17 protein-coding genes are annotated in these 23,132 nt (G+C 50.1%); 13 read left to right on the forward strand and 4 right to left on the reverse strand.

What is annotated here, in order from left to right; genetic code table 11:
• Positions 1-12 precede the first annotated feature (12 nt).
• The 10 genes from JZI27_RS10165 (at position 13) to recQ (ending at position 12,416) form a co-directional block, all read left to right on the forward strand.
• Positions 13-1,095, forward strand: coding sequence for an ABC transporter substrate-binding protein (locus JZI27_RS10165; protein WP_122908060.1), 1,083 nt, complete (start codon positions 13-15; stop codon positions 1,093-1,095).
• An 81-nt stretch (positions 1,096-1,176) separates the two neighbouring features.
• Positions 1,177-2,106, forward strand: a complete 930-nt coding sequence (locus tag JZI27_RS10170) for a nucleoside hydrolase (protein ID WP_251242738.1) — start codon at positions 1,177-1,179, stop codon at positions 2,104-2,106.
• 26 nt (positions 2,107-2,132) lie between these two features.
• The gene (locus JZI27_RS10175; protein WP_122908058.1) at positions 2,133-2,954 is read left to right on the forward strand and encodes an ABC transporter permease; all 822 of its coding nucleotides are present in this window, start codon (positions 2,133-2,135) and stop codon (positions 2,952-2,954) included.
• 6 nt (positions 2,955-2,960) lie between these two features.
• On the forward strand, positions 2,961-3,749 hold the full coding sequence (locus JZI27_RS10180; RefSeq protein WP_122908057.1) for an ABC transporter permease: 789 nt from the start codon (positions 2,961-2,963) through the stop codon (positions 3,747-3,749).
• A 36-nt stretch (positions 3,750-3,785) separates the two neighbouring features.
• Positions 3,786-4,847: an ABC transporter ATP-binding protein gene (locus JZI27_RS10185; protein ID WP_251242737.1), complete on the forward strand. Its 1,062-nt coding sequence runs from the start codon at positions 3,786-3,788 to the stop codon at positions 4,845-4,847.
• Between the two features lie 18 nt (positions 4,848-4,865).
• Entirely contained in the window at positions 4,866-6,575 is a 1,710-nt protein-coding gene (locus JZI27_RS10190; RefSeq protein WP_280207451.1) for an adenine deaminase C-terminal domain-containing protein, read from the forward strand.
• Between the two features lie 160 nt (positions 6,576-6,735).
• Complete coding sequence (locus JZI27_RS10195; RefSeq protein ID WP_251242735.1) at positions 6,736-8,094, forward strand: MATE family efflux transporter; 1,359 nt, start codon at positions 6,736-6,738, stop codon at positions 8,092-8,094.
• Positions 8,095-8,294: 200 nt separating this feature from the next.
• Positions 8,295-8,972, forward strand: coding sequence for an MgtC/SapB family protein (locus JZI27_RS10200; RefSeq protein WP_122908053.1), 678 nt, complete (start codon positions 8,295-8,297; stop codon positions 8,970-8,972).
• Positions 8,973-9,101: 129 nt separating this feature from the next.
• Positions 9,102-10,490, forward strand: coding sequence for a class II fumarate hydratase (fumC, locus tag JZI27_RS10205; protein WP_280207452.1), 1,389 nt, complete (start codon positions 9,102-9,104; stop codon positions 10,488-10,490).
• A 135-nt stretch (positions 10,491-10,625) separates the two neighbouring features.
• Positions 10,626-12,416: a DNA helicase RecQ gene (recQ, locus tag JZI27_RS10210; protein WP_251242733.1), complete on the forward strand. Its 1,791-nt coding sequence runs from the start codon at positions 10,626-10,628 to the stop codon at positions 12,414-12,416.
• A gap of 466 nt (positions 12,417-12,882) precedes the next feature.
• On the opposite strand, the gene lplT is transcribed toward recQ, so the two are convergent.
• The 4 genes from lplT to JZI27_RS10230 all read right to left on the reverse strand — a co-directional run bounded on the left by lplT (position 12,883) and on the right by JZI27_RS10230 (position 18,400).
• Entirely contained in the window at positions 12,883-14,088 is a 1,206-nt protein-coding gene (gene lplT, locus JZI27_RS10215) for a lysophospholipid transporter LplT (RefSeq protein WP_280207453.1), read from the reverse strand.
• On the reverse strand, positions 14,085-16,199 hold the full coding sequence (locus JZI27_RS10220; RefSeq protein WP_280207454.1) for an AMP-binding protein: 2,115 nt from the start codon (positions 16,197-16,199) through the stop codon (positions 14,085-14,087). The genes lplT and JZI27_RS10220 overlap by 4 nt, the downstream gene beginning before the upstream one ends.
• A gap of 161 nt (positions 16,200-16,360) precedes the next feature.
• The gene (locus tag JZI27_RS10225; protein ID WP_280207455.1) at positions 16,361-16,999 is read right to left on the reverse strand and encodes a response regulator; all 639 of its coding nucleotides are present in this window, start codon (positions 16,997-16,999) and stop codon (positions 16,361-16,363) included.
• Between the two features lie 30 nt (positions 17,000-17,029).
• Positions 17,030-18,400 carry a sensor histidine kinase gene (locus JZI27_RS10230; protein WP_280207456.1) on the reverse strand — a complete coding sequence of 457 codons (1,371 nt, stop codon included), beginning with the start codon at positions 18,398-18,400 and terminating at the stop codon, positions 17,030-17,032.
• Positions 18,401-18,574: 174 nt separating this feature from the next.
• On the opposite strand from JZI27_RS10230, the gene JZI27_RS10235 reads away from it, so the two are divergent.
• The 3 genes from JZI27_RS10235 (at position 18,575) to celB (ending at position 23,116) form a co-directional block, all read left to right on the forward strand.
• Positions 18,575-21,235, forward strand: a complete 2,661-nt coding sequence (locus JZI27_RS10235) for a sigma-54-dependent transcriptional regulator (protein ID WP_280207457.1) — start codon at positions 18,575-18,577, stop codon at positions 21,233-21,235.
• A gap of 216 nt (positions 21,236-21,451) precedes the next feature.
• Complete coding sequence (locus tag JZI27_RS10240) at positions 21,452-21,754, forward strand: PTS sugar transporter subunit IIB (RefSeq protein ID WP_251242727.1); 303 nt, start codon at positions 21,452-21,454, stop codon at positions 21,752-21,754.
• 12 nt (positions 21,755-21,766) lie between these two features.
• Positions 21,767-23,116 carry a PTS cellobiose transporter subunit IIC gene (celB, locus tag JZI27_RS10245; protein WP_280207458.1) on the forward strand — a complete coding sequence of 450 codons (1,350 nt, stop codon included), beginning with the start codon at positions 21,767-21,769 and terminating at the stop codon, positions 23,114-23,116.
• Positions 23,117-23,132 lie beyond the last annotated feature (16 nt).

Raw genomic sequence — 23,132 nt, forward strand, 5'->3', positions numbered from 1 at the left:
GAGGACTTTTACATGAAAAAATTATTTACTTCTTTGCTCTCTGTATCCGCACTTTCTCTCGCGCTGGCCGGCTGTGGCAGTGCAGATCAAGCTCAACAGCCAGAGGGAAATGCTGCTGGTGAAGCTCCAAAAGGCGCCCCTGCAAAGCTGGTGATCTCGACATGGGGTTTTTCTGAAGACTTCTTCCGCAAAGAAGTATATGAGCCATTCGAAAAAGAACACAACGTGGAAATTGTCTTGGAAATCGGAAACAACGCAGAACGCCTGAACAAAATTCGCCAAGGCAACTCTGCTGTCGACCTGATCTATCTATCGGACTACTACGCGCAGCAAGGGATCGATGACGGGCTGTTCGAAACGATCGATCGCAGCCGTATTCCGAACTTGAATGAAGTCTATGATATTGCCAAAGCCCCACTCGGAGAAGAGTACGGACCGGCTTATACCATCGGTCAATTCGGTATCGCGTACAATCCCAACCTGATTCAATCCGAGATCAAATCCTGGAAAGATCTGTGGAGTGCTGATTTGACTGGCAAGCTGACTCTGCCGAACATCACTTCGACCACTGGTCCGATGATTCTGGATGCTGCATCGCAAGTTTCAGGCAGCGCGACATTCAACGAAGACCAAGCATTTGCCAAAATGAAAGAAATCAACAGCGGAGTTGTCAAATACTACGATAAAACCTCTGAGTACGTGAACATGTTCAGCCAAGAAGAGATCGCAGTAGGACCGATCATGGAAATGTACTTCAAGGATATCCAGGCAGCTGTTCCAGAAGCGAAATTCGTTTCTCCTGAAGAAGGCGGCTACGCGGTCATGAATACCGTCAATATCGTCAAAGGCAGCAAAAACAAACAACTGGCTGAAGACTTCATCAACTACCAACTGAGCAAGGAAGTACAAGAGAAAGCTGCGAAAGCAAAAGTCGACTCACCTGTAAACACGACGCTGACTCTGACTGAAGAAGAAGCAAAAGGCATTACCTACGGAGAAGAAACGATCAGCAAGTTGCGCAAGCTAGACATGAAAGCTGTCAACGAACAGTCCAAAGCTTGGATTGACCGTTGGAACCGTGAAATTATCCAATAGGCACGGATGAACAGGACAAGGGTATTTCGAGTTGAATATACCCTTGTTTTTTTAGATCAGAATGGAGCAGGGGGTTGACGTATGAAAAAAATCGTATTGGATGTGGACACCGGAGTAGACGATGCGTTGGGCATCATGCTAGCCGTCAAAAGTGGTCGCTTCAACTTGCTGGGCATTACGACAGTCAATGGCAATGTTTCCTTGTCCAAAGCTACGGAAAATACCTGCAAAATCCTCGACTTTTTGCAAGTGGAACAGGAGATTCCTGTCGTTCGCGGAGCATCTCGCCCCCTCTTGCGCCATGTTTACTTTGAGCACCGGATTCACGGCGAAGATGGCTTGGGTGGAGCTCTTCGCGATGTACAGGTGCGCACCGAGGTGAAGGAAGGTTTTGGGCCTGATTTTATGATTGAACAGGTAAAAAAGCATCCGGGCGAAGTGACTTTGATTATGACTGGTCCTTTGACCAATCTGGCTTTGGCTGTAAGTCAATATCCTGAACTGGTCGATCAGGTCAAGGAAGTGATCTTCATGGGGGGAGTTGTGAAGGAACACGGCAATGTCACCCCGACAGCTGAATACAACATGTACGTGGACCCGGAGGCTGCCAAGATCGTCTTTCACGCCGGTTTTCCTTCGTTGACGCTCGTCGGTTTGGACGTGACGCGAAAAGTGCTACTAAACGAAGCGCATATACAGGAGCTGGGCGATACCCCGATGGCTGAATATGTGAAGCAGAGCACCTCCGAGTATACGCAGCGCTATTTTCAAAGAAACGGTGTGCGAGCCTGCGCCCTGCATGATCCTTTGGCGGTCGCGGTGGCCATGTCCCCGGAATTGGTGACCACACGAAAGCTGTATGTGGATATAGAGACGAGAAGTGAGTTGTGTGATGGGCAAACCGTATGCGATTTTCAGAATCGCTTGATGAAAGAGCCGAACATGCAGGTTTGTCTGGATGTGGATGCTCCCGCATTTTTTGAGCAGTTTATCCGTGTGCTGAAAGCCTGACGATACCGGGAACAGGAGTTAAAGCGATGAAGAATAAGGGCTTGTATGTATTGTTATTGCCAGGCGTAGTGTTTTTGACGTTGTTTCTGGTCATTCCTATTGTAATGACGATTGCCTCTACTTTTTTTCAGGAAGGCAGCTTTACTGTACAAGGTTACCTAACCTTTCTTACGGACCCGTACAATTTGAAAATCGTGTGGACGACATTGCGTGTCAGCTTCGTAACAACGATTGTGTGCATTCTGCTCGGTTTTCCGGCATCTTATTATATTTCCAAGCTGGGACCTCGCAAAAAAGGCATTTTGCTGGCATTGGCGATCTTCCCTCTGCTGACCAGCTCGGTCGTTCGGTCCTTCAGCTGGATGATTATTCTTGGAAAGAAAGGGCTCCTCAACAGCTCCCTATTGTCGATCGGGTTGATTGAAAAGCCTTTGGAGATATTGTATACCCCGACCGCTATGATGATCGGGATGATTCACCTGTTTTTACCACTGATTATCATCACCTTGGTAGGGGTGATGGAAAACATCGATCCTGATCTGCTGAAAGCAGCAGAAAGCCTGGGTGCTTCCAAATTCACAGCATTTCGACAGGTGATATTGCCCTTGAGCATGCCAGGGCTGATTATCGGCAGCATTCTCGTCTTCGTCGGCAGCCTGACAGCTTATACGACACCTGCCCTGCTGGGCGGCAAGCAAGGCGTCATCTCGACGTTCCTCTACCAGAATGCGATTACGCTGAACGATTGGCACATGGCTTCCGTGATCGCTACGATTATGATTGTGATTACCTTTGTGGTGATTGGCCTGATGAACAAAATAGCAAAGAAATTAAATCCGAAGGGGTAGAAGGGTATGCAGGAGAAAAATTACGGGTTGGCCCTGTTTACACTTCTCGTGTTCGTGTTTTTGCTAGGGCCGCTCATCATCATTTCCTTTACTTCGTTTGAACCTGGAACCGTCTTGAGGTTTCCGCCGGAGGGCTTCTCCTGGCGCTGGTACGAGAACATTTTTGAAGTGAAGATGTTCATGAAAACGTTTGGTACGTCCATGTTTGTTTCGTTGGCGGGCAATCTGCTTGCTTTGCTGCTGGGTGTTCCAGCTGCCTATGCGCTAAGCCGTTTTCAGTTCAAGGGAAAGGGAGCGCTGAATGCCATCTTCATTTCACCTGTCCTGATTCCCGGCATCGTCATGGGCTTTGCGATGCTCAAGTACGTGATTATTACCTACAACCTGCCTATTTACGCGGGGCTGTTGATCGGACATACCGTCATCATGCTTCCTTTTATTATTCGGGTCGTGGCGTCCAGCCTGTCCAACTTTGACTTCGCTATCGAAGAAGCAGCTCTCAGTCTCGGGGCCGGACGTATCGAAACCTTTTTCAAAGTGGTACTGCCCAATATCCGTTCGGGGATCATTGCAGCCATTCTGATCGCTTTTCTGGAGTCGTTCAATAATGTGGACATCTCTGTCTTTATGACAGGTCCAGGGGTCAGTACGCTGCCGATCCAGATGCTTACCTACGTGGAAAACAACTTCGATCCGACGATTGCCGCACTTTCTGTTCTGCTTATGATCATTACGGCGATCTTCATGTTTGTCATCGAACGTCTGATGGGTCTTTCCTACTTTACAAAACGATAAAGTAGTTTTACTAAACGGTAACGGAGGCATCAAAACATGGCATTGCTCACGCTGGAAAACGTATCGGTTGCCTACGACAATCAATACATTTTAGAAAACTTCCACTTGAATATTGAAAAGGGCCAGTTGATTTCGTTGCTCGGTCCGAGCGGCTGCGGGAAGACGACCACTCTTCGCCTGATCGCGGGATTTCTGGAAGCGAAGGACGGCAAATTTTTGTTTGATGGAAAAGATTACACACGAGTACCGGTGAACAAGCGCAATTTTGGATTCGTCTTTCAAAGCTACGCCTTGTTTCCGCATATGTCTGTGTACGATAATGTTGCGTTTGGCCTTCGTTTGCGAAAAGTGAGCGAGTCCGAAGTGAAAACGCGCGTGCGGAACATCCTGGACGTGGTCAGTCTCGGTGGCTTTGAGAAGCGCTTCCCCAAGGAATTGTCCGGCGGTCAAAGACAGCGGGTGGCAATTGCCCGTGCTCTCGTCATTCAGCCTGATCTGTTGTTGTTCGACGAGCCTTTGAGCAACCTGGATGCCAATCTGCGGGTCAACATGCGTGTGGAGATTCGCCGCATTCAGCAAGAACTGGGGATTACTACGGTATATGTGTCGCACGACCAGGAGGAGTGCTTCTCCATTTCGGATCAAGTGGCGATCATGAACAAGGGTGTCATCGAGCAGCTGGATGATCCGGCGACGATCTTTAAATACCCCAAGACCGAGTTTATTGCGCGTTTTATTGGTTTCAACAACTTTATATCCTTTGGTGAGCGCACCGAACAAAATGGTGAAATCGGGCTGCGAGTTGGCAACCATTCCTTTAGCGCGGCTCATAATCCTGGAACTGCCAATCCGGGAGCGAAAAAATGCGCGATGCGTCCGGATGACCTGATCGTGACGACAGAGGCCGAAGCGAGTCAAAGCGAAAATCGTCTGGCAGGCAAAGTGAAGATCAGTACGTTCTTGGGTCGGAGCTATCAATACGTAGTGGAGACCGATCTGGGTGATTTTACAGTCAATCAGGAAATGGAGACTCCTTATAAAAGTGGACAGGCAGTCAATCTGCTTTTCCCGAAAGACAAAATGGTGCTGGTGGACTAACGACAGGAGTGTTTGAACATGAAAGTGGACTTGCTGATTGAGAATGTTCATGTCTATAACAGCTATTTCAAGAAGTTTATAGCAGGAAATGTAGCCGTGCTGGACGGCAGATTTCTCTACATTGGTCAGCGTGGTACCGATACATTTGAAGCGGCGGATATCCTGGCAGGCGAGGGGCGTTATCTGGTCCCTGGACTGGTCGATATTCATTTGCATATTGAGAGTACGATGGTGACGCCGGAGACCTTTTCATACGGCTTGATTCAAAATGGGGTGACCACGGTCGTCCCTGAGCCGCATGAGATGGCTAATGTGTTCGGGATCGAGGGAATCAAGGAAATGATTCGTGCGAGCCGCGATTGTGTCGTCGACATGAAGTACGCGATCCCCAGCTCGGTGCCAGCCACCTCGATGGAAACGACCGGAGGGACTGTGGAGGTCGCCGATATCGAGGAGTTGCTGCGGTCGGAAGAAATCATCTGCATGGGCGAGATCATGAACTACGTGGACGTGATCTCGGACCCGAATTGCAAGACCAATCAGATCCTGGATTACTTGCGTAAAAATTACCCGGACCTCGTCATTGAGGGACACGTTCCAAAACTGCTCGATCTGGAGCTGCACCAGATTCTTTATGCCGGAGTCAATTCTGACCATACGCACCAGACGGTGGAGGGACTGGAAGCAAGGATCGGGGCGGGCATGTTTATTGAGATTCAGGAAAAATCCATGACGCCTGAAGTGGTGGAATACCTGATTGGGCATGAAGTATCCGAGCATTTTTGTTTTGTGACCGATGATGTCATGACGGATTCGCTGTTCAAGCGTGGTCATTTAAATCATATCGTAAAAAAAGCAATTCAGATGGGAATGACGCCTGAACAGGCGATCTACGCTAGTACGTTTACGCCGGCACGCCGGATGAAGATGAGTGACCGAGGTGCGGTCGCGCCGGGCAAGCTGGCTGATTTCCTGCTATTGTCCGATCTGCAGGCGTTTACGATTGACTGTGTCTATAAGAACGGGAAAAAGGCGTATGATGCTGCCGAAGAATACATCCAAGTGACCAAAGAAAAACAATTTCCTGCTCATTTTTATCAAAGCGTTCAGCTGAATCCGCTGACAGAAGCAGACTTTTCTGTTCGGATGGATGTGCCGGACAACCGCTATCCGTGCCGCGTGATGCTGGTACAGGACGGCTCCACCTTTACCGAGGATCACCGCGGGATTGTCGAGACGCGGGAAGGGCAGCTGTGCTGGGAGGAGAGTCCCTACGGCCTGATCGCTGTTTTTGAGCGCTACGGGATAAATGGCAACCGCGGGTACGGTCTGATCAGCGGCGATACGATCAAGCGGGGAGCCATCGCGACCAGCTACTCTCACGATAATCATAACTTGCTCGTAGTCGGTCACAATCCGAGGGATATGATGCTGGCTGCCAACGAAGTGATTGGCATGCAGGGTGGTTTTTGTGTCGTGGAGGACGGACAGGTGAAGGCTCGTTTGCATTTGCCGGTAGGAGGAATCCTGACGGAAGAGCCACTGGAAAAAACAGCGAAGGAAGTTGAACAGCTGCGCCGGGCGATGGAAGAACTGGGATACAAGCACTACAATCCGATCATGTCGATCAGTACGCATTCCTTGCCGGTAAGTCCAGCATTAAAAATTACGGATCTGGGCTTGATTGACGTCAATGCTGGAAAAGTCGTTCCTTTGCTGCTGATGTAAATGTAGAGGAATGTAAATAGCGCGCCACTCAAGAAGCCGTCTGGGACTATCGCCTGACGGTTTCGTCTGTTTGGATGTTTCTGTTGATGAGAGGTAGGCACTTTGCTATAATCGGAACTTAAATATTGGGATTGCCTTCCCTGGTTAGGACGTATAAACAATGGTTGAAACCTATTCTTTATCTGGAAAGTGGCGTCAGTTTCTAACGGTGTTGCTGCCTATTTTGATTTCACAACTAGCGCTATTCTCCATGACTTTTTTTGATACGATCATGTCAGGCCACGCCAGCCCGATCGATTTGGCTGGAGTTGCGATTGGATCGAGTCTATGGGCACCCGTCCAGGCAGGTCTGACAGGGATTTTGATGGCAGTGATGCCAATGATTGCCCAAATGGTGGGGGCAGACAACAAAAAACAGGTGCCGTTTACGGTGATGCAGGCCATGTACATGGCAGTGGTCATCGCGGTGGCGGTGATCCTGCTCGGAGCTTTGGTTCTGAACCCGGTTCTGAATATGATGGGACTTGAACCGGATGTTCGCCAGATTGCATTCGATTACCTCGTCGCCTTGTCATTTGGAATCATTCCTTTGTTTCTCTATACGGTTTTCCGTTGTTTTATTGATGCACTAGGACATACTCGGGTCACCATGGTCATTACGCTCATTTCCTTGCCCATCAATGTCGTGCTGAACTACGTCCTCATTTTCGGGAAATTTGGTTTTCCGCGATTGGGAGGAGTAGGTGCCGGTTATGCAACGGCGATCACCTTTTGGTGTATTTTATTGATCAGTCTGTACGTTGTGAAACGTGTGCAGCCATTTGTGGAGTTCGGTCTGTTTACCGAGTTTTACCGCATTTCCTTGAGCGCGGGCAGAGAGCTGCTCAAGCTGGGACTGCCCATCGGCTTCTCGATCTTTTTTGAAGTGAGTATTTTTGCTGCTGTCACACTGCTCATGAGCGAATACAGCACGATCACGATTGCGGCGCATCAGGCTGCGATCAACTTTGCTTCGTTTATCTACATGGTGCCGATGAGTATCTCGATGGCCTTGACGATTCTGGTCGGGTTCGAGGTGGGGGCGAAGCGTTACAAGGACGCCAAACAGTACAGCTATCTGGGTATCGGCAGCGCACTGTTGCTGGCGCTGTTGTTCGCGGTGGTTCTGTATGTGTATAACGAACAGGTAGCAGGGTTCTATACGACGGATAAGGAAGTGCTGCGGCTCACGCAAACGTTCTTGATGTATTCGATTCTGTTCCTGATTTCGGATGCTGTTGCAGCGCCGATCCAGGGGGTGTTGCGGGGGTACAAGGATGTGACCGTACCTTTTATCGTTGCGTTGGTATCCTATTGGGTCATTGGGCTTCCGCTGGGATACGTGTTGGCCCAATACACCTCCTTTATGGCGTATGGCTACTGGATTGGACTCATTACGGGCTTGGCTGCCGGAGCTGTCTTTTTGTTCGGACGTCTGCTGCGGCTGCAAAAGCGAATGATTACCGAAGCAAATTCATAAGGATGGTATGAAGGACTGGCGGAAAATCCCGATGCAAGGGATTTTCCGTTTTTCTGTAAGAAAAAACGGGAGGCTGGATGCAAGAGTTGGGGAAAATAAGAGAAATTTCACTCCTAATTTTTAGTTAGAACGTATATACTTTCATTAATGGAATTATGGAAGAATATCTGACATGGAATGTAGGGAAGGGGGAACTATGGATGTCGTATGATTTTTTATTGAAGCTAGGTATTGCACTTTTTCTTGGATTATTAATTGGCGTAGACAGACAGCTCAAGCATAAGCCGCTTGGTGTCAAGACGAGTATGGTGATATCCGTAGCCAGCTGCTTGATCACGATTGTCTCGATTCAATCCGTGCCGAAGTTCTCCGTACCTGGAGTAACCAATATGGATGCGATGCGTCTGGCAGCACAGATTGTGAGTGGGGTAGGTTTTCTCGGTGCAGGTGTGATTCTGCGCAGAAGCAATGATGTGATTTCCGGCTTGACGACAGCTTCGATGGTTTGGGCAGCTTCCGGGCTGGGAATTGCAGTTGGAGCAGGCTTTTACTTTGAAGCGGTGACGGCAACAGCCCTTATCATCCTGGCGATCAACCTGTTTCCTTTCATTCTGAAATGGATTGGTCCGAGCTCCTTGCGCCAACGCGATTTGTCGATCAAGATCATCGTGCAGGGCAATGGCGATCTGGACGATGTCTTCAGGCAGATTAAACACCTCCACATGCAAGTGAAAAGAGTGAAGGTAAAAGATGTGGATAACGGACAGAAGAAGCTGGAAATGATGATTGCTGCCTCGGATGATACGTATACCACAGATATATACAGTTCCTTGAAGCATGTGGATCACGTCGTTTCAGTAGAAGTGGAGAGCAGATAAACAGGAAAGACCAAAGACCGATTGTAGCCAAAAGTGAATGGTGCATCGGTCTTTTTTCATACAATAACTGGGCATGATAATGAGGTGAGTCTTTCAGATGCGTGGTCCCGTAAAAAAGGAGGAAGCGTGATGGATTACAGAATCGAAAGGGATACCTTGGGCGAGATCCAGGTTCCCGCAAGTGCGTGGTGGGGGGCGCAAACCCAGCGCAGCTTGCAGAATTTTCGCATCGGAACCGAGAAGATGCCGCTTGAGGTTGTCCGCATGTTTGGCGTGTTGAAAAAAAGCGCGGCTTTGGCTAATCACAAGCTGGGCAAGCTGGACGATGAGAAGGCAAGAGTGATCGTGGCTGCTGCCGATGAAGTCATTGCAGGTCAGTGGGACGACCATTTCCCGCTCGTCGTCTGGCAGACGGGAAGCGGCACCCAGTCCAATATGAACGTAAATGAGGTGATCGCTCACCGCGCCAACTCCATGCTGGAGCAAAGCGGAAGCGCCGTGCGCATTCACGCGAATGACGATGTGAACAAATCGCAAAGCTCTAACGATACCTTCCCTACTGCGATGCATCTAGCCGCTCTCGTTGCCGTCGAGGATCAGGTGCTTCCCGCACTTGCCCGGTTAAAAACCACCTTGGAGCAAAAGAGCAGCGAATTCATGAACATCATCAAGATCGGCAGGACCCATTTGCAGGATGCTACGCCGTTGACACTCGGCCAGGAGGTGAGCGGGTGGGTTCACATGCTGGATAAGAGCGGACGCATGATCCTGGAAAGCGCGCAGTACCTCCGCGAGCTGGCGATTGGCGGAACCGCAGTCGGGACGGGAATCAACGCACATCCCCGTTTTGGAGAAATGGTCGCTGCCGAGATAACACAGCAGCTGGGCAAGCCCTTTCAAACGGCGACGAACAAATTCCATGCGTTGACCAGCCACGACGAGCTGGTGCATGTTCACGGTGCGCTGAAGGCATTGGCGGCAGATCTGATGAAAATTGCCAATGACGTCAGGTGGCTCGCGAGTGGACCGCGCTCCGGTATCGGTGAGATCTCAATCCCTGCCAATGAGCCGGGCAGCTCGATCATGCCAGGTAAAGTAAACCCGACACAGAGTGAAGCCATGACGATGGTAGCCTGCCAGGTGATGGGCAATGATGCGGCGATTGGCTTTGCCGCCAGCCAGGGAAATTTTGAGTTGAATGTATTTAAGCCGGTCATTATCTACAACTTCTTGCAATCCACTCGACTGCTGGCAGATACTATGCATTCGTTTACGGACAACTGCGCAGTCGGAATCGAGCCCAATCAGATCGTCATCGAGCGCAACCTGAAAAACTCCCTGATGCTCGTTACAGCGCTGAATCCTCACATCGGCTATGAAAATGCCGCGGCGATCGCCAAGCTTGCCCACAAGGAAGGCTTGACGCTAAAAGAAGCCGCGATCAAAAGTAATCTGCTGACGGAGGAACAATTTGACCAGATCGTACGTCCCGAGCAGATGATTCACCCCAGAGAGTAGCCACAAGCCCATAATGAGAGCCGATCGTGCAGCTTTGTGCGATCGGTTTTTTTACGAACCCTTGTTTTGTCTTAAAGAAGACAAGTACACTAATAGAGGTCGATGATGAAAAAAAGTAAGAGAAGGTGAATTCTCTTGTTGCATAGAGCAGAAGAAGTATTGCAGAAATATTTTGGCTACCCGACGTTTCGGGAGGGGCAAAAAAAAATCATCACGAGCCTGCTGGAAGGCCACGACACCGTAGGTATTATGCCGACAGGCGGCGGGAAGTCGATCTGCTATCAGGTTCCAGCGATGCTGTTCGAAGGTGTGACGATCGTCGTCTCACCTCTGATCTCGCTGATGAAGGATCAAGTAGACGTATTGGTCAGCATGGGGATTCCTGCTACACAGATCAACAGCTCGCTAACATACAGCGAGGTTAGGGAGAGAATGCTGCAAGCCGCTCGCGGCGAGTACAAGCTGATCTACATTGCGCCCGAGCGGCTGGAATCCGATTCCTTCCAATCGTTGATCCAGGATGTACCGATCTCTTTTGTGGCCGTGGATGAAGCGCACTGCGTCTCCCAGTGGGGGCATGATTTCCGACCGAGCTATTTGGAGATTGCCCGCTTTCTGGACTCGCTGCCCCAGCGCCCTGTAGTCGTAGCACTGACAGCGACGGCTACACCGGAAGTTACGTCCGATATTCAACGACAGCTGTCCTTGGAGGGCGAACAGATCTTCATCACAGGCTTTGGTCGAGACAATCTGAATCTGTCCGTGCGCAGGGGAGAGAACCGCCGCGATTTCATTCAGGAGTATATACGTTCCAACGGTCAGCAAGCCGGGATCATTTATGCGGCCACGAGAAAAGACGTGGATGCGCTCCATGCTGATTTGAACAAGCGCGGATTTTCTGTGACCAAATATCACGCAGGACTGACAGAAGAAGAACGCGCAGAGAACCAGGAGGCATTTCTGTTCGATGACGTGCGCACGATGATTGCCACCAATGCCTTTGGAATGGGAATCGACAAGTCCAACGTCCGCTACGTGATCCATTACAACATGCCGAAAAATCTGGAGGCGTACTACCAGGAGGCAGGGCGTGCAGGACGGGACGGCGAGCCGAGCGAGTGTGTCCTATTATTCCAGCCGCAGGACATCCAGACACAGACCTTCTTCATTGAGCAAAACACGCTCTCCGATGAGCGGAAGGAGCACGAGTACAAGAAGCTGTACGCCATGATTGATTACTGCCGCACCCCACGCTGCTTGCAGCAGTACATCGTTCATTATTTTGGCGAGACCTCAGCAGCTGAATGCGGCCGTTGCGGCAACTGCACCGATCAGCGTGAGCTTGCCGACATCACGGTGGAGGCACAAAAAATCTTTTCCTGCGTCAAGCGCATGAAGGAGCGTTTCGGTGCTGCTCTGGTAGCTCAAGTGCTGAAAGGCTCCAAAAATAAAAAAGTGACCCAATTTTCCTTTGATCAACTGCCTACCTACGGCTTGATGAAAGAGTACAAGGAAAAAGAGATCGTCGATTTGATCCAGCTCTTGATCGCAGAAGGCTACCTGCAGGTGACAGAGAGCCAGTACCCGGTGCTCAAGCTGGGGGAAAAGGCCTTGCCCGTTCTGCGCGGAGAGGAGCAGGTCTGGCAAAAAATCGTGATTCGTCCCGTGCAGCAGACAGAAGACGACGACTTGTTCGAGCGTCTACGCAGCCTGCGCAAGGAGATCTCGCAGCGTGAGGGTGTGCCGCCCTATGTTATTTTCCATGATAGCACCCTGCGTGAGATGAGCAGCTTATGCCCGAAGGATAAGAAAGAAATGCTGCAAATCAAGGGAGTCGGGGAAACCAAGTTTGATAAATACGGTCAACCCTTCCTGGACTGCCTGCAAGTCTACGAGGCACAAAAAGGTGTAAAGTCAGGTGGCTGACAGAAGTAAACTGGGAAAAAGGGGGGACAATGATGAAATTGCAAAGCGCCTCATCCAGCTTAAAACGCAATATCCGGTCCAATTCATACGTGGGAACTGTGATCGCGAAGTCGTCCTCGCTTTCGACGAGAAGCCACTTCGTTCTGAAATGTCAGCGAAGGGACGTGAAAAGACGGAGTGGGTCGCCAAACAGTTAAACCGAGAACATCGAGACTTTTTAGCCCTACGATGGAGAAGCCGCTGCTCACCTGCTGATGACCAGCACAGATCCGCAGGTGAAAGAATTCATCGAGGAGAATGTGCTCAATGTCCCTACTGCTGCCGAAGTAATAGAAGTGTTCGAGAAGATATCTAGGAATCAACGATTGTAAACAAAGTACAAAAGGACAGCTAGGCTTGTTGCCGAGACTGTCCTTTTGCTATTGAACATTTTGTTTCGCACTCATATGGCCTGAGAATGTTCATCTCAAAAAAGTTCTCCCCTGAGTCCGAATCTGTTGGTTTTTTTCGCCAGGTAAGCCAGAAAGACCAACAGGATCAGGCCTTGGAAGACGATAGCTCCGGAGATCGAATTACTCATGTAGGTAAACAGGTAGTAGATTCCGGAACCTACTGCCATCAAGAAGTTTTCGATAAAGTTCTGAATGGCGATGGTTTTCCCGGAGCCCACCATCTTCTTTCCTTCCTCCTGCAAGATCGTATTCATCGGAATGATGAAGACCCCGCCCATAAAGCCTACCAGCAGCAAGAGACAGATCGCGAAAAACGTGACGTGAATCCAAGGAAACAGGACAATCACCAGGAACATGCCAAAGCCATAGATGATCGAGCGTGTAAATTGGTGCAGCGGTATGAGTTTGGGAGCCAAAAAAGCTCCCGCGATAATGCCGATCGAGGTAGTCGCCAGGATCAATGAAACCGAAAAGTGCTGCGGATCGATCGCGAGTGCTGCGGGAATCCAGGCAAGCACCGCGACACGCAAGACAGCTGAACTCATCCAGAAGGCGCCCGTTCCGACGAGGGCAAAGTTCGTATCCGGCCGTTTCATCAAAGCTTGAAAGTCAAGGAAGAAACGACGAGCTTCCGTACCGTAGCGAATCGCAGCATTTCCGTGCATGCGTGGGATGAAGAACGTCATGAACAATGACAGCAGGTACAGCGCGAGACAGATGCCAGAGGAAAGGAACGGGTGCGTCATGGAAGCAATTGCACCACCCCCGCCAATCCCGGTCAGAATCGCGATAATCGTATACGCTTCGATTCGTGCATTCGCATGAAACAGCTCATCCTCGTTCTTCGTCAGCTCCGGTAAGATTCCGTATTTGGCTGGGGAGTATACGACTGCTCCCACACCTACCGTGAAGTAGCAGAGCATCAGCAGCAGGATGCTGGATTGATCGATCACGAACAGCAGCAGGACACCGAGAGCTTTGATCAAGTTGCCGATCACCAGTACGAGCGATTTGGGATGCTTGTCGGCAAAAGGCCCCACTAGCGGAGCGAGAAAAATATAAGGGAGAAAAAATGAGATCGAGACGAGCGCGAGCATGGCGGGAGAAAAGCCATTCTCCCGCAGCAGGTTCGCGATCACGAACAAAATCATGTTGTCGGCAAAGGCGGATAGGAACTGTGTGAAATACAAAGCCTGCAAGGGCTGTAATCGCGTTTTCATGATGGATCGCCTCCACGCTCAGCCCATTGCTTGAGGCTGACGTAATCTGTTTTTCCACTGCCCAAAAGCGGCAGGGATTTGGTGTGACGAATGGTTGCAGGGACCAGTAACGGTGAAAACTGGCGTTGCTGGATATAGGCGCGAAGCGGGCTTAGCTCTGCACGATCGTCAGTTGAATAGAGCAGGACGCGCTCCCCTTTGCGCGGGTCATTGATCGTGATGGCGGCAAATCCAGAGTGACCGAAGCACTGCATGGCCAGCTCCTCGATCAGGTTGAGGGAGACCATTTCCCCGCCGATTTTGGCGAAGCGCTTCAGGCGGGACTTGATGGTCAGGAAGCCTTCTGCGTCTGCTTCCACCAGGTCGCCGGTCTGGTACCATTCTTCTGCGGGCAGAAAGCCTTTCCCGTGGATCATATACCCTTTCATGACATTGGGGCCTTTGACAAGCAGCTGCCCGCCTTGCTCGATTCCTTCCACGGCGTCCAGTCGATACGACATGCCAGGCAACAGGCGGCCTACCGTACCCTGCTTGTTGGAAAGAGGCGTGTTGAGTGACAGGATGGGAGAGGTCTCGGTAGCGCCGTAGCCTTCAAAGATACGTACTCCGAATTTCTCCATCCACATTTGACGGACATCGTCTTTCAGTTTTTCAGCACCAGCGAAGACGTAGCGCAGTGAATAGAAATTGTACGGATGTGCCATCCGACCGTATCCAGCCATAAAGGTAGATGTGCCGAACAGGATCGTCGCGTTCTGATCGTAGACCAGCTCGGAAATGGCTTTGTAATGTAGCGGACTCGGATACAGGTAGACCGGAACTCCTTTGACGACTGGCAAGAGCGTACCTGCTGTCAGGCCAAAGCTGTGAAACATCGGCAGTGCATTAAAGAACTTGTCACGTGAAGTGATGTCAATCACGCTGGTCACCTGTTGAATATTTGCAAACAGGTTGGTATGTGTCAGCACCACGCCTTTTGGTTTGCTTTCGCTGCCTGAGGTGAACAGTATCAGCTCGTTATTGCCGGTCTGTGCAGGTTGTTTGGTCAGGAAGCGGAACAGGGCGGCCACTTTGTCAAAAGCGGTGGCAGATGCTTTCAAATCTTCCAGGTAGACGATTTTCATGCTGTCTTCCAGTCCGGCGATGATGTGGTCCAGCTTCCCTTTTTCGATAAATACGCGGGAAGTCAGAATCGTTTGGATCCCAGCAGTTTCGCAGCAGTCCAGCAAAGGGCGGACACCCAAGGAAAAGTTCAGAATCGCAGGTGTTTTGCCGATGCGGAACAAGGACAGCAACGTGATCAGGTGACCGACAGAGTTGGGCAGGAACAGTCCGACCGTTGATTGACCCAAAAGCGATGGACGGAGCTTGTTGCCGAGCAAGTAGCTGCCGACCAGCAAAGTCCGGTAGTTGACGGCAGCAGTGAGATCTTTTGCGATTTCCATTTTGGCGCCGTTGATTTTCGAGGCGCGCAGGACTTCATCGAACAGGTTGACGTTTGGCTTCATTTGACTTTGGAACAGCTCGTTTTGCATGGTACGTAAAACCAGATCGCTGGCGGATGCTTTTTGATCACGCATCGACCGTGTTTTATCGTGTTCGATGGTATAGGGATTGCTGATGGTGATCGTCACTTCCGGGAACCATTGCAGGCGCAGCTTGCCTTTTAAGTAAGAGAAAATGGAGCGCTGCAGACCTTGGATGATGACCGGATAGACGGGTACGCCAGTGCGCATCGCGAGATAACCGACACCACTGTAAATTTTCATCAAGCCGCCCGTAGTCGTGATGCGACCTTCTGGGAAAATCACCAAGGTTTCTCCTTTTTTCAAGATCCGCAGCATTTGGCGAATCGAGTATGGATTGAGCGGATCAATCGTGATGTGCTTGCGGAAACGAAGGAAAAAGGCGAACTTTTTGGCGATCTCTGTGTTGACGACGAAGGTCGCGTTTTTCGGCAAGTAAAAGGAGAGCAGGACCGCATCCAAGAGAGATACGTGGTTAGGTGTAATCAGTGATGGTTTGGAGAGATCCAATTTTTCAAGACCTTGCATGCGAGGGCGGAACCATAGCACTAAGATAGTTTTTAAAAGGGCGTGAATCAAAAACATGTATACCACACCTTTACAAAAAGGATAATTGCTTAGCTCTCATTGTAAAGAGTGGGGGGATATAAAAAAGTACCAACTTTTATTGGTACCTGATCATAAGTCCTGGTCGAAATGTAAAGGCAAGCAGAGGAGGGAGTCGCGGAAAGCCGCGCCAAAGCGATTTAGAATAGCTTGCGCTGGCTTGCTTTGGCGGCGGCTTCCTTGCTCGTTTTGACGCCCATTTTTTTGAGGATGCGGTTGATGTGGTTTTTGATCGTGCGCTTGGTGATATGAAGAGATTGTTCGATTTGGGTTTGCGTTTGTCCCTGATGGATGAGCTGCAGGATGTCCTTTTCTGCAGGAGAGAGCAGCTTTTGGTACTCATCGTTTTTCAGGCGTAAAAATTCATTGCGCAGGGCCGCGGCAGCCGTGGGATGGATAGCGGATTGCTTGGCATGGGCAGCGCGGATCGCATCGGGAATTTCCTTGAAGCTGGACTTGCTGATGTAGTTGACGGCGCCAGCCGAAAAGGACTCGACTATCACCTGTTCATCGGTCAAGGAGGTAAGCATGATGATTTTACATTCCGGTTGCAGCTGGATGAAAGCGATGGCGGTCTCGATTCCGTCGAGATTGTTTTCCGTCAGGTTGATATCCATCAGCACAACGTCTGAGTCAGCCGGTGTGAAACGTTCCAGAGCCTCTTCTTTGGTGCCTGCTTCTCCGATGACGGTGAGGTCAGGCTGGTTATTCAGATAATCGACCAGGCCTTTGCGCCAGACCGGGTCGTCTTCTACGAGGAATACACGGATAGGGTCCATAAGAGTGCCAAGCCTCCTTTCGCAAACGATTTATTCGTGGACGATGCGTTTTTTCGGAAACAGCAGAAAGACGGTCGTTCCTTTTCCGGGTTCGCTGGACAGCTCCAGCAGCCCTTGGTGCTTTTGCATGACATGATAGCAGTAGGAGAGCCCCAGACCGAAGTTGTGCCCGGTCCTCTTCGTCGAGAAAAAGGGGTCCAGCACATGCGGGAGATTTTCCTTGCTGATGCCAGTGCCAGTATCGGTGATGGCGATGACGAGATGCTTCTTGGAGAGGAACATCTGCACCTGGAGGGTACCTCCGGCTTTCATCGCTTCGATCGCGTTCATGCCCAGATTGGCGAGGACTTCCCGCAACTGGACGGGGTCGCATACCAACTGCACTTCTTCCTGCAGCTCCAAGCTGACCTCTATCCGGTTTTTCTCTGTATAAGGCTGCAGGGTATGCATGACCTGCGTGATGATCTGGCTCGGAAAGACTTGGTCCTCGCGCAGGACCACCTCGCGCAGCTGCTCCTGGATGCGCCCTACCATGTTGAGGATGTGCTGGGAGGATTCTATCAATACCTGTGTGTCTTCCTTCAGATCAGGCTGATTGGTATTCTCTGCGTAGGTGTGCATCCGGTCGGCGTAGAGAGCGATTTTGCCTACTTCATTTTTAATCGTATGGTTGACGATTTGCGCACCAGAGGTCATAGCACGCAGCGTGCTGTCCAGACGCTTTTTTTCCACGCGAAGCCGAACGCCGAGAAAGCCGTATTTGAGACTGACGGCGACGATGAAAATGAACTGGATCGCCACGACAAATGTATTGTAGCGCCAAGCCTCGTAGTCATTTTGGATGCGCATGACATAGATGAATGTAAAGACAAAAAAGAGCGGGACGATGATCAACAGATTGGTGTAAAAACGATTTTTTTTGACGAGTGGGTCTTTTTCCTGCCTGTACAGAATAATGAGAATGGAACAGGCTGCCAAAAAGTACGGAATGACCCACGCCACCATGATCCAGTAATTAAAGGACAGTACTGGATAGAGCGGCGTAATCACCAGCATGATCAGCGGTGGAATCAGCGAGAAATACTGCGTGATTCTTTTGACTTTACGAGAGAGCGAGTCGCTGGAATGGACGGCAAACATCAAAAAGGTGTAAGGCAATCCCACCTGGCAGACGAAAGAAGCGAGTCTGCTCAAAAAAGTAAGTGTTTGGAGCCAGTCAGGATGCTGAGCGAAGGTATCGGCCCAAATGACGAGCACGTATTCATCGATCACACCCGATAAAAATCCGCCGCCTCCCACAAAGGCTGTCGCACTTGCCCAGCGAATAGCGGTGTGGCGAGGGTCGGTGAACAATACAAAAAATCCCAATGCCCAGATGGTAAACAAAACGAAAACCAGCATGGCGGTAACAGTCCCCTGTCTCTTCAATGCAAGACATAAACAGTGTCTTGTCATTTCATTATACCGTAGGAGCAGGCAAGGGTCAGAAAATAAATAAAGGTCTCGAAATAAGGAAGGTTTTTCCTGTTTGATATGGAAATCAAAACCAACACGTCTGGAGCGGCAGGTGATGGTATGAAACGGATTGACCTGATTTATCAAAAGCTGATGGAATTGGGCTCTCAAAACAAGGTGAGTGCCAGCGACCTGGCCAAAATGATGGGATTGGCCCGAGCAAATGTAAGCAATGATCTCAATCAGCTATGGAAAGAGGATAAGGTTGTAAAAATCATAGGCAGGCCTACTCTTTTTTATGTAAAGCAAAAGGACGATTCGCTGTATCAAGTGGAAACGGCGCTGGACCGTTTGGCCAAGTCGAATAAAAGCTTGCGGACGCAGATCGAACAGGCAAAGGCGGCTGTGCTGTATCCGCCACGCGGCATGCACTGCCTGATCTTGGGGGAAACCGGTGTAGGGAAATCGGTGTTTGCAAACTGGATTCACGAGTTTGCTGTCGATACAGGCAGATTGAGTCCAGAAGCGCCGTTCGTCGTCTTTAATTGTGCCGACTATGCCAATAATCCACAGCTTCTGATCAGTCAGTTGTTTGGTGTGAAAAAAGGGGCGTATACCGGTGCTGAGAATGATCGCAGAGGATTGGTGGAAAAAGCGGATGGAGGCATCCTGTTTCTCGATGAGGTTCATCGTCTGCCGGCAGAGGGGCAGGAGATTTTTTTTACTTTCATGGACAAGGCTACCTTCCGGAGGGTTGGCGAAACAGAGGTAGAGCGCACGGCGCAGGTGCAAATCATTTCGGCGACAACGGAAAACCCGGAATCAAGCCTGCTCAAGACGTTCATCCGGCGGATTCCGATGATTATCAAGCTGCCTTCCCTGGCTGAGCGCGGAATCGAAGAGAGATACAACATCGTGATTGATTTTTTCCGCGAAGAAGCGTTTCGATTGGGGCGTGAGATTCAGATTTCAGCCAGCGCCATTCACGCTTTTTTAGCCTATCACTGCCCCAATAACATCGGACAATTGCGTACGGATATCCAGCTCACGTGTGCGAGTGCGTATGCCGATTTTATTTCCACGCGAAAAGGGCAGCTGCACGTCGCTGTTCAGGATTTGCCTCATCATGTGAAGCAGGGCCTGCTGTATGCCAAGGAGCTGCGTCCTGCGCTGGAAGAGTTGTTTGGCATAGATCACAAGAGCTTTGTCGTCCAGCCGCAAGCGGAGAGCATCCAGGTGGAAAGGGAGCGGGATGATTCGGCGGACAGCGTCTACGAAAAAATCGAACAGAAAATCGCGGAGCTGCGCGATCAGGGCGTCAGTGAAGAGGAACTGGAATTCGATATCGAAAATTACTTTACACCGTTTATCAAAGGGGTTCACCAGCGAATCAACAAAGAAGATATGGGGCGTATCATCGATCCCGTCATCATCCATCTGGTAGAAGAAATCGTCCGGTATGCAGAGGGCAAGCTGGGCAAAATTTTGAGTCAAAAAGTGATCTTCGGACTTGCCTTGCACATTCAGACCTCGAAGGAAAGGCTGGCCCAAGGGAAGCAAATCATCAATCCACATATCAACAGTGTGCGAATGAAGTACAAGAAAGAGTTTGCGGTAGCGTTGGAATGTGTGCGAATGATTGAAGAGACTATCCTGATGGACCTGCCGATCGGAGAAGCGGGTTACCTGACGATGTTTTTCGTGTTGGATGACGAAAACCTCCAAGCCGAGCGGGAAACGATCGGTATTCTCGTCATTACGCACGGCAGTGGCGGAGCAACAGCGATGGTAGACGTCACCAACCGCTTGCTGGTTACGCAGTACGCGAGAGCGATTGATTTGCCCTTGGAAGTGGATTCATCCAGGATTTTGGAGCAAGCCATCGAGGTGGCGCGGGAGATCAGCGGCAGTGCAGGGCTTTTGTTGCTGGTGGATATGGGTTCTCTGCTCACCTTTGGAGAGATTCTACAGGAGAAGCTGGGCATCCCGGTCAAAGTCATTCCGCTGGTCAGCACACCTCATGTGATCGAGGCGACGAGAAAAGCGATGCTGGGTCATTCCCTGGAGGATGTGTATCGCGCTGTGGTCCATCTCGCATTGGAACAAAAGGAGTACCAGCTCAAGGAGAATACGGTTCGTACGGCGCCTGTACTGGCTATTGTAGCTGCTTGTCTGTCGGGTGAGGGCAGTGCCTTGTTCTTGCAAAAGCTGCTGGAATCCCGACTGCGCTATGATGCTGCCCTGCTGGAGTTCGTGCCGCTGCAGCTGGTCGACAAGGCAGAAGCACGCAAGCAGCTGAAGGCAATCAAGGAAGATCGCAAAGTGTTGTGCGTGGTCAGCAACTACATGCTGGACAAAGACTTGCGCTGCTATGGCTTGGATGACGTGCTGACCGGAGAGGCATTGCAGGACATCCAGCAGACGATCGATCAGGAAGAAGCGCTGGTCATGATGGAAGAGATGCTGCGCGTGCATCTGAAGATGGTGGAGGGCAAGACCGTTTTGCGTGATGTGCGGACGTGTGTAGCCCGAATCGAAGAGCGTCTGCACCGAAAACTGGATTTTGATACGCGGATCGGAGTCTACTTGCACATGTGCTGTCTGGTCGACCGATTGAAGACGGACGAGCACGCTATCCACTATGCCAACAAGGAGCCCTTCCTTTCAGAGCATAAAAAAGTCTACAGTCTGATACGGCATGAGCTTCAGCCGATTATTGATAAATATGAAATAGTCATTCAGGAAGATGATGTTTGTTTTATCATGAACTTTTTTATATAAAACACTAACCAAAATAGTGTTTTATTTTTTTGTAAAACTTAGAAATGATAAAACACTAAAGCGTTTTCAACAAAACACCACTGAAATGGGAAAAGTTAAAAATTATGAATAATGGAATAATATAGCTGATTTTTATGTAAGCGCATACATGTGAAGGTGTTTTGGCATGGCGCTTGCTTTATTTCCCAAGTAATCCATGCGAAAGGAGGAGATGGAGTGAACATTTTGCTTTGTTGTGCAGCTGGAATGTCTACCAGCCTGCTCGTGCAGAGAATGGAGCAGGCAGCAAAGGAGAAAGGGTTGACGGCGAAAATCTGGGCTGTGTCTGTTGGAGAAATCAAGCAGCACATTGAGCAAGCCGACGTACTCCTGCTGGGACCTCAAGTTCGTTATAAATTGGCGGAAATGAAAAAAGAGGCGGATGCGCGAGGAATCCCTGTCGATGTCATTCAAGCAATCGATTACGGAACGCTAAACGGCAAGAATGTACTGGAGTTCGCAATGGGTCTGAAAAAGTAGAGGAGGGTAAGTATGGCGGGATTTATTTCTTTTTTGGAAAAACGCGTCATGCCGGTTGCCGGTCGGATAGCAGAGCAAAAGCATCTGCAAGCCATCCGTGACGGGATTATTTTAACCTTGCCACTGTTGATCATTGGCTCTCTTTTCCTCATTATCGGTTTTCTTCCTTTCCCTGGCTACAGCGACTTCATGAGTGCGACGTTCGGAGAGAATTGGCTGACCAAATTGCTGTACCCCGTTAACGCTACTTTTGACATCATGGCTCTTATTGTATCTTTTGGCGTGGCTTACCGTTTGGCAGAGAAATATAAAGTGGACCCATTGTCGGCAGGAGCGATTTCGGTAGCGGCTTTCCTGCTCGCTACACCGTACAAGACCATGTTTACTCCTGAAGGAGCTTCCGCGGCTGTGGAGGTAGGCGGAGTGATCCCAGTTGCTTTGATGGGCAGCCAAGGACTTTTCGTTGCCATGCTTCTGGCGATCATCTCTACAGAAATCTATCGCAAAATCATTCAAAAAAATATCGTCATTACGATGCCGGACGGGGTTCCTCCAGCTGTATCCCGTTCGTTTGTTGCCTTGATTCCTGCATTCGTCGTATTGCTGGTAGTCTGGCTGCTTCGCATCCTGTTGGAAAATACCTCGTTTGAAAGTATTCACAACATTGTCTCTGATCTTTTGGCAGTGCCACTGAATGCTCTCGGCGGAAGCTTGATCGGAGCGATCATTGCCGTCCTGTTCGTTCATATGCTTTGGGCTGTTGGGCTGCACGGTGCCGCAATCGTCGGGGGTGTCATGAGCCCGATCTGGCTGTCCTTGATGGACCAGAACAGGGCAGCGTTTCAGGCGGACCCGAACGGAACCTTGCCAAACGTCATCACGCAGCAGTTTTTTGATCTGTGGATCTATGCCGGGGGCTCCGGTGCAACGCTGGCCTTGGTCGTACTGATGCTCCTGAGGGCAAAGAGCCAACAGATGAAAAATATAGGAAGACTGTCGATCGCTCCAGGTTTGTTCAACATTAATGAGCCTGTGACATTCGGGATGCCGATCGTCATGAACCCACTTCTGATCATTCCCTTTATTATTGCTCCGGTCGTCCTGGTGATCATCAGCTATTTCGCAATGGCCACCGGATTGGTTGCAAAGCCGAGCGGCGTGGCAGTTCCTTGGACCACACCGTTGATTATCAGCGGATACTTGGCTACCGGCGGTAAAATTTCCGGAATGGTGCTGCAGCTGTTTAACTTCATCGTTTCACTTGTGATCTACTATCCGTTCTTCCGCATGTGGGATAAGAAAAAGTTGGCTGAAGAACAGGGTTCTGCAACGTCAAATACCAACCATTCGCTCAATATGTAATCTGCAGCAGAAAGGG

The organism is Brevibacillus sp. AY1, from assembly GCF_029870785.1.
GTDB lineage: Bacteria > Bacillota > Bacilli > Brevibacillales > Brevibacillaceae > Brevibacillus > Brevibacillus invocatus.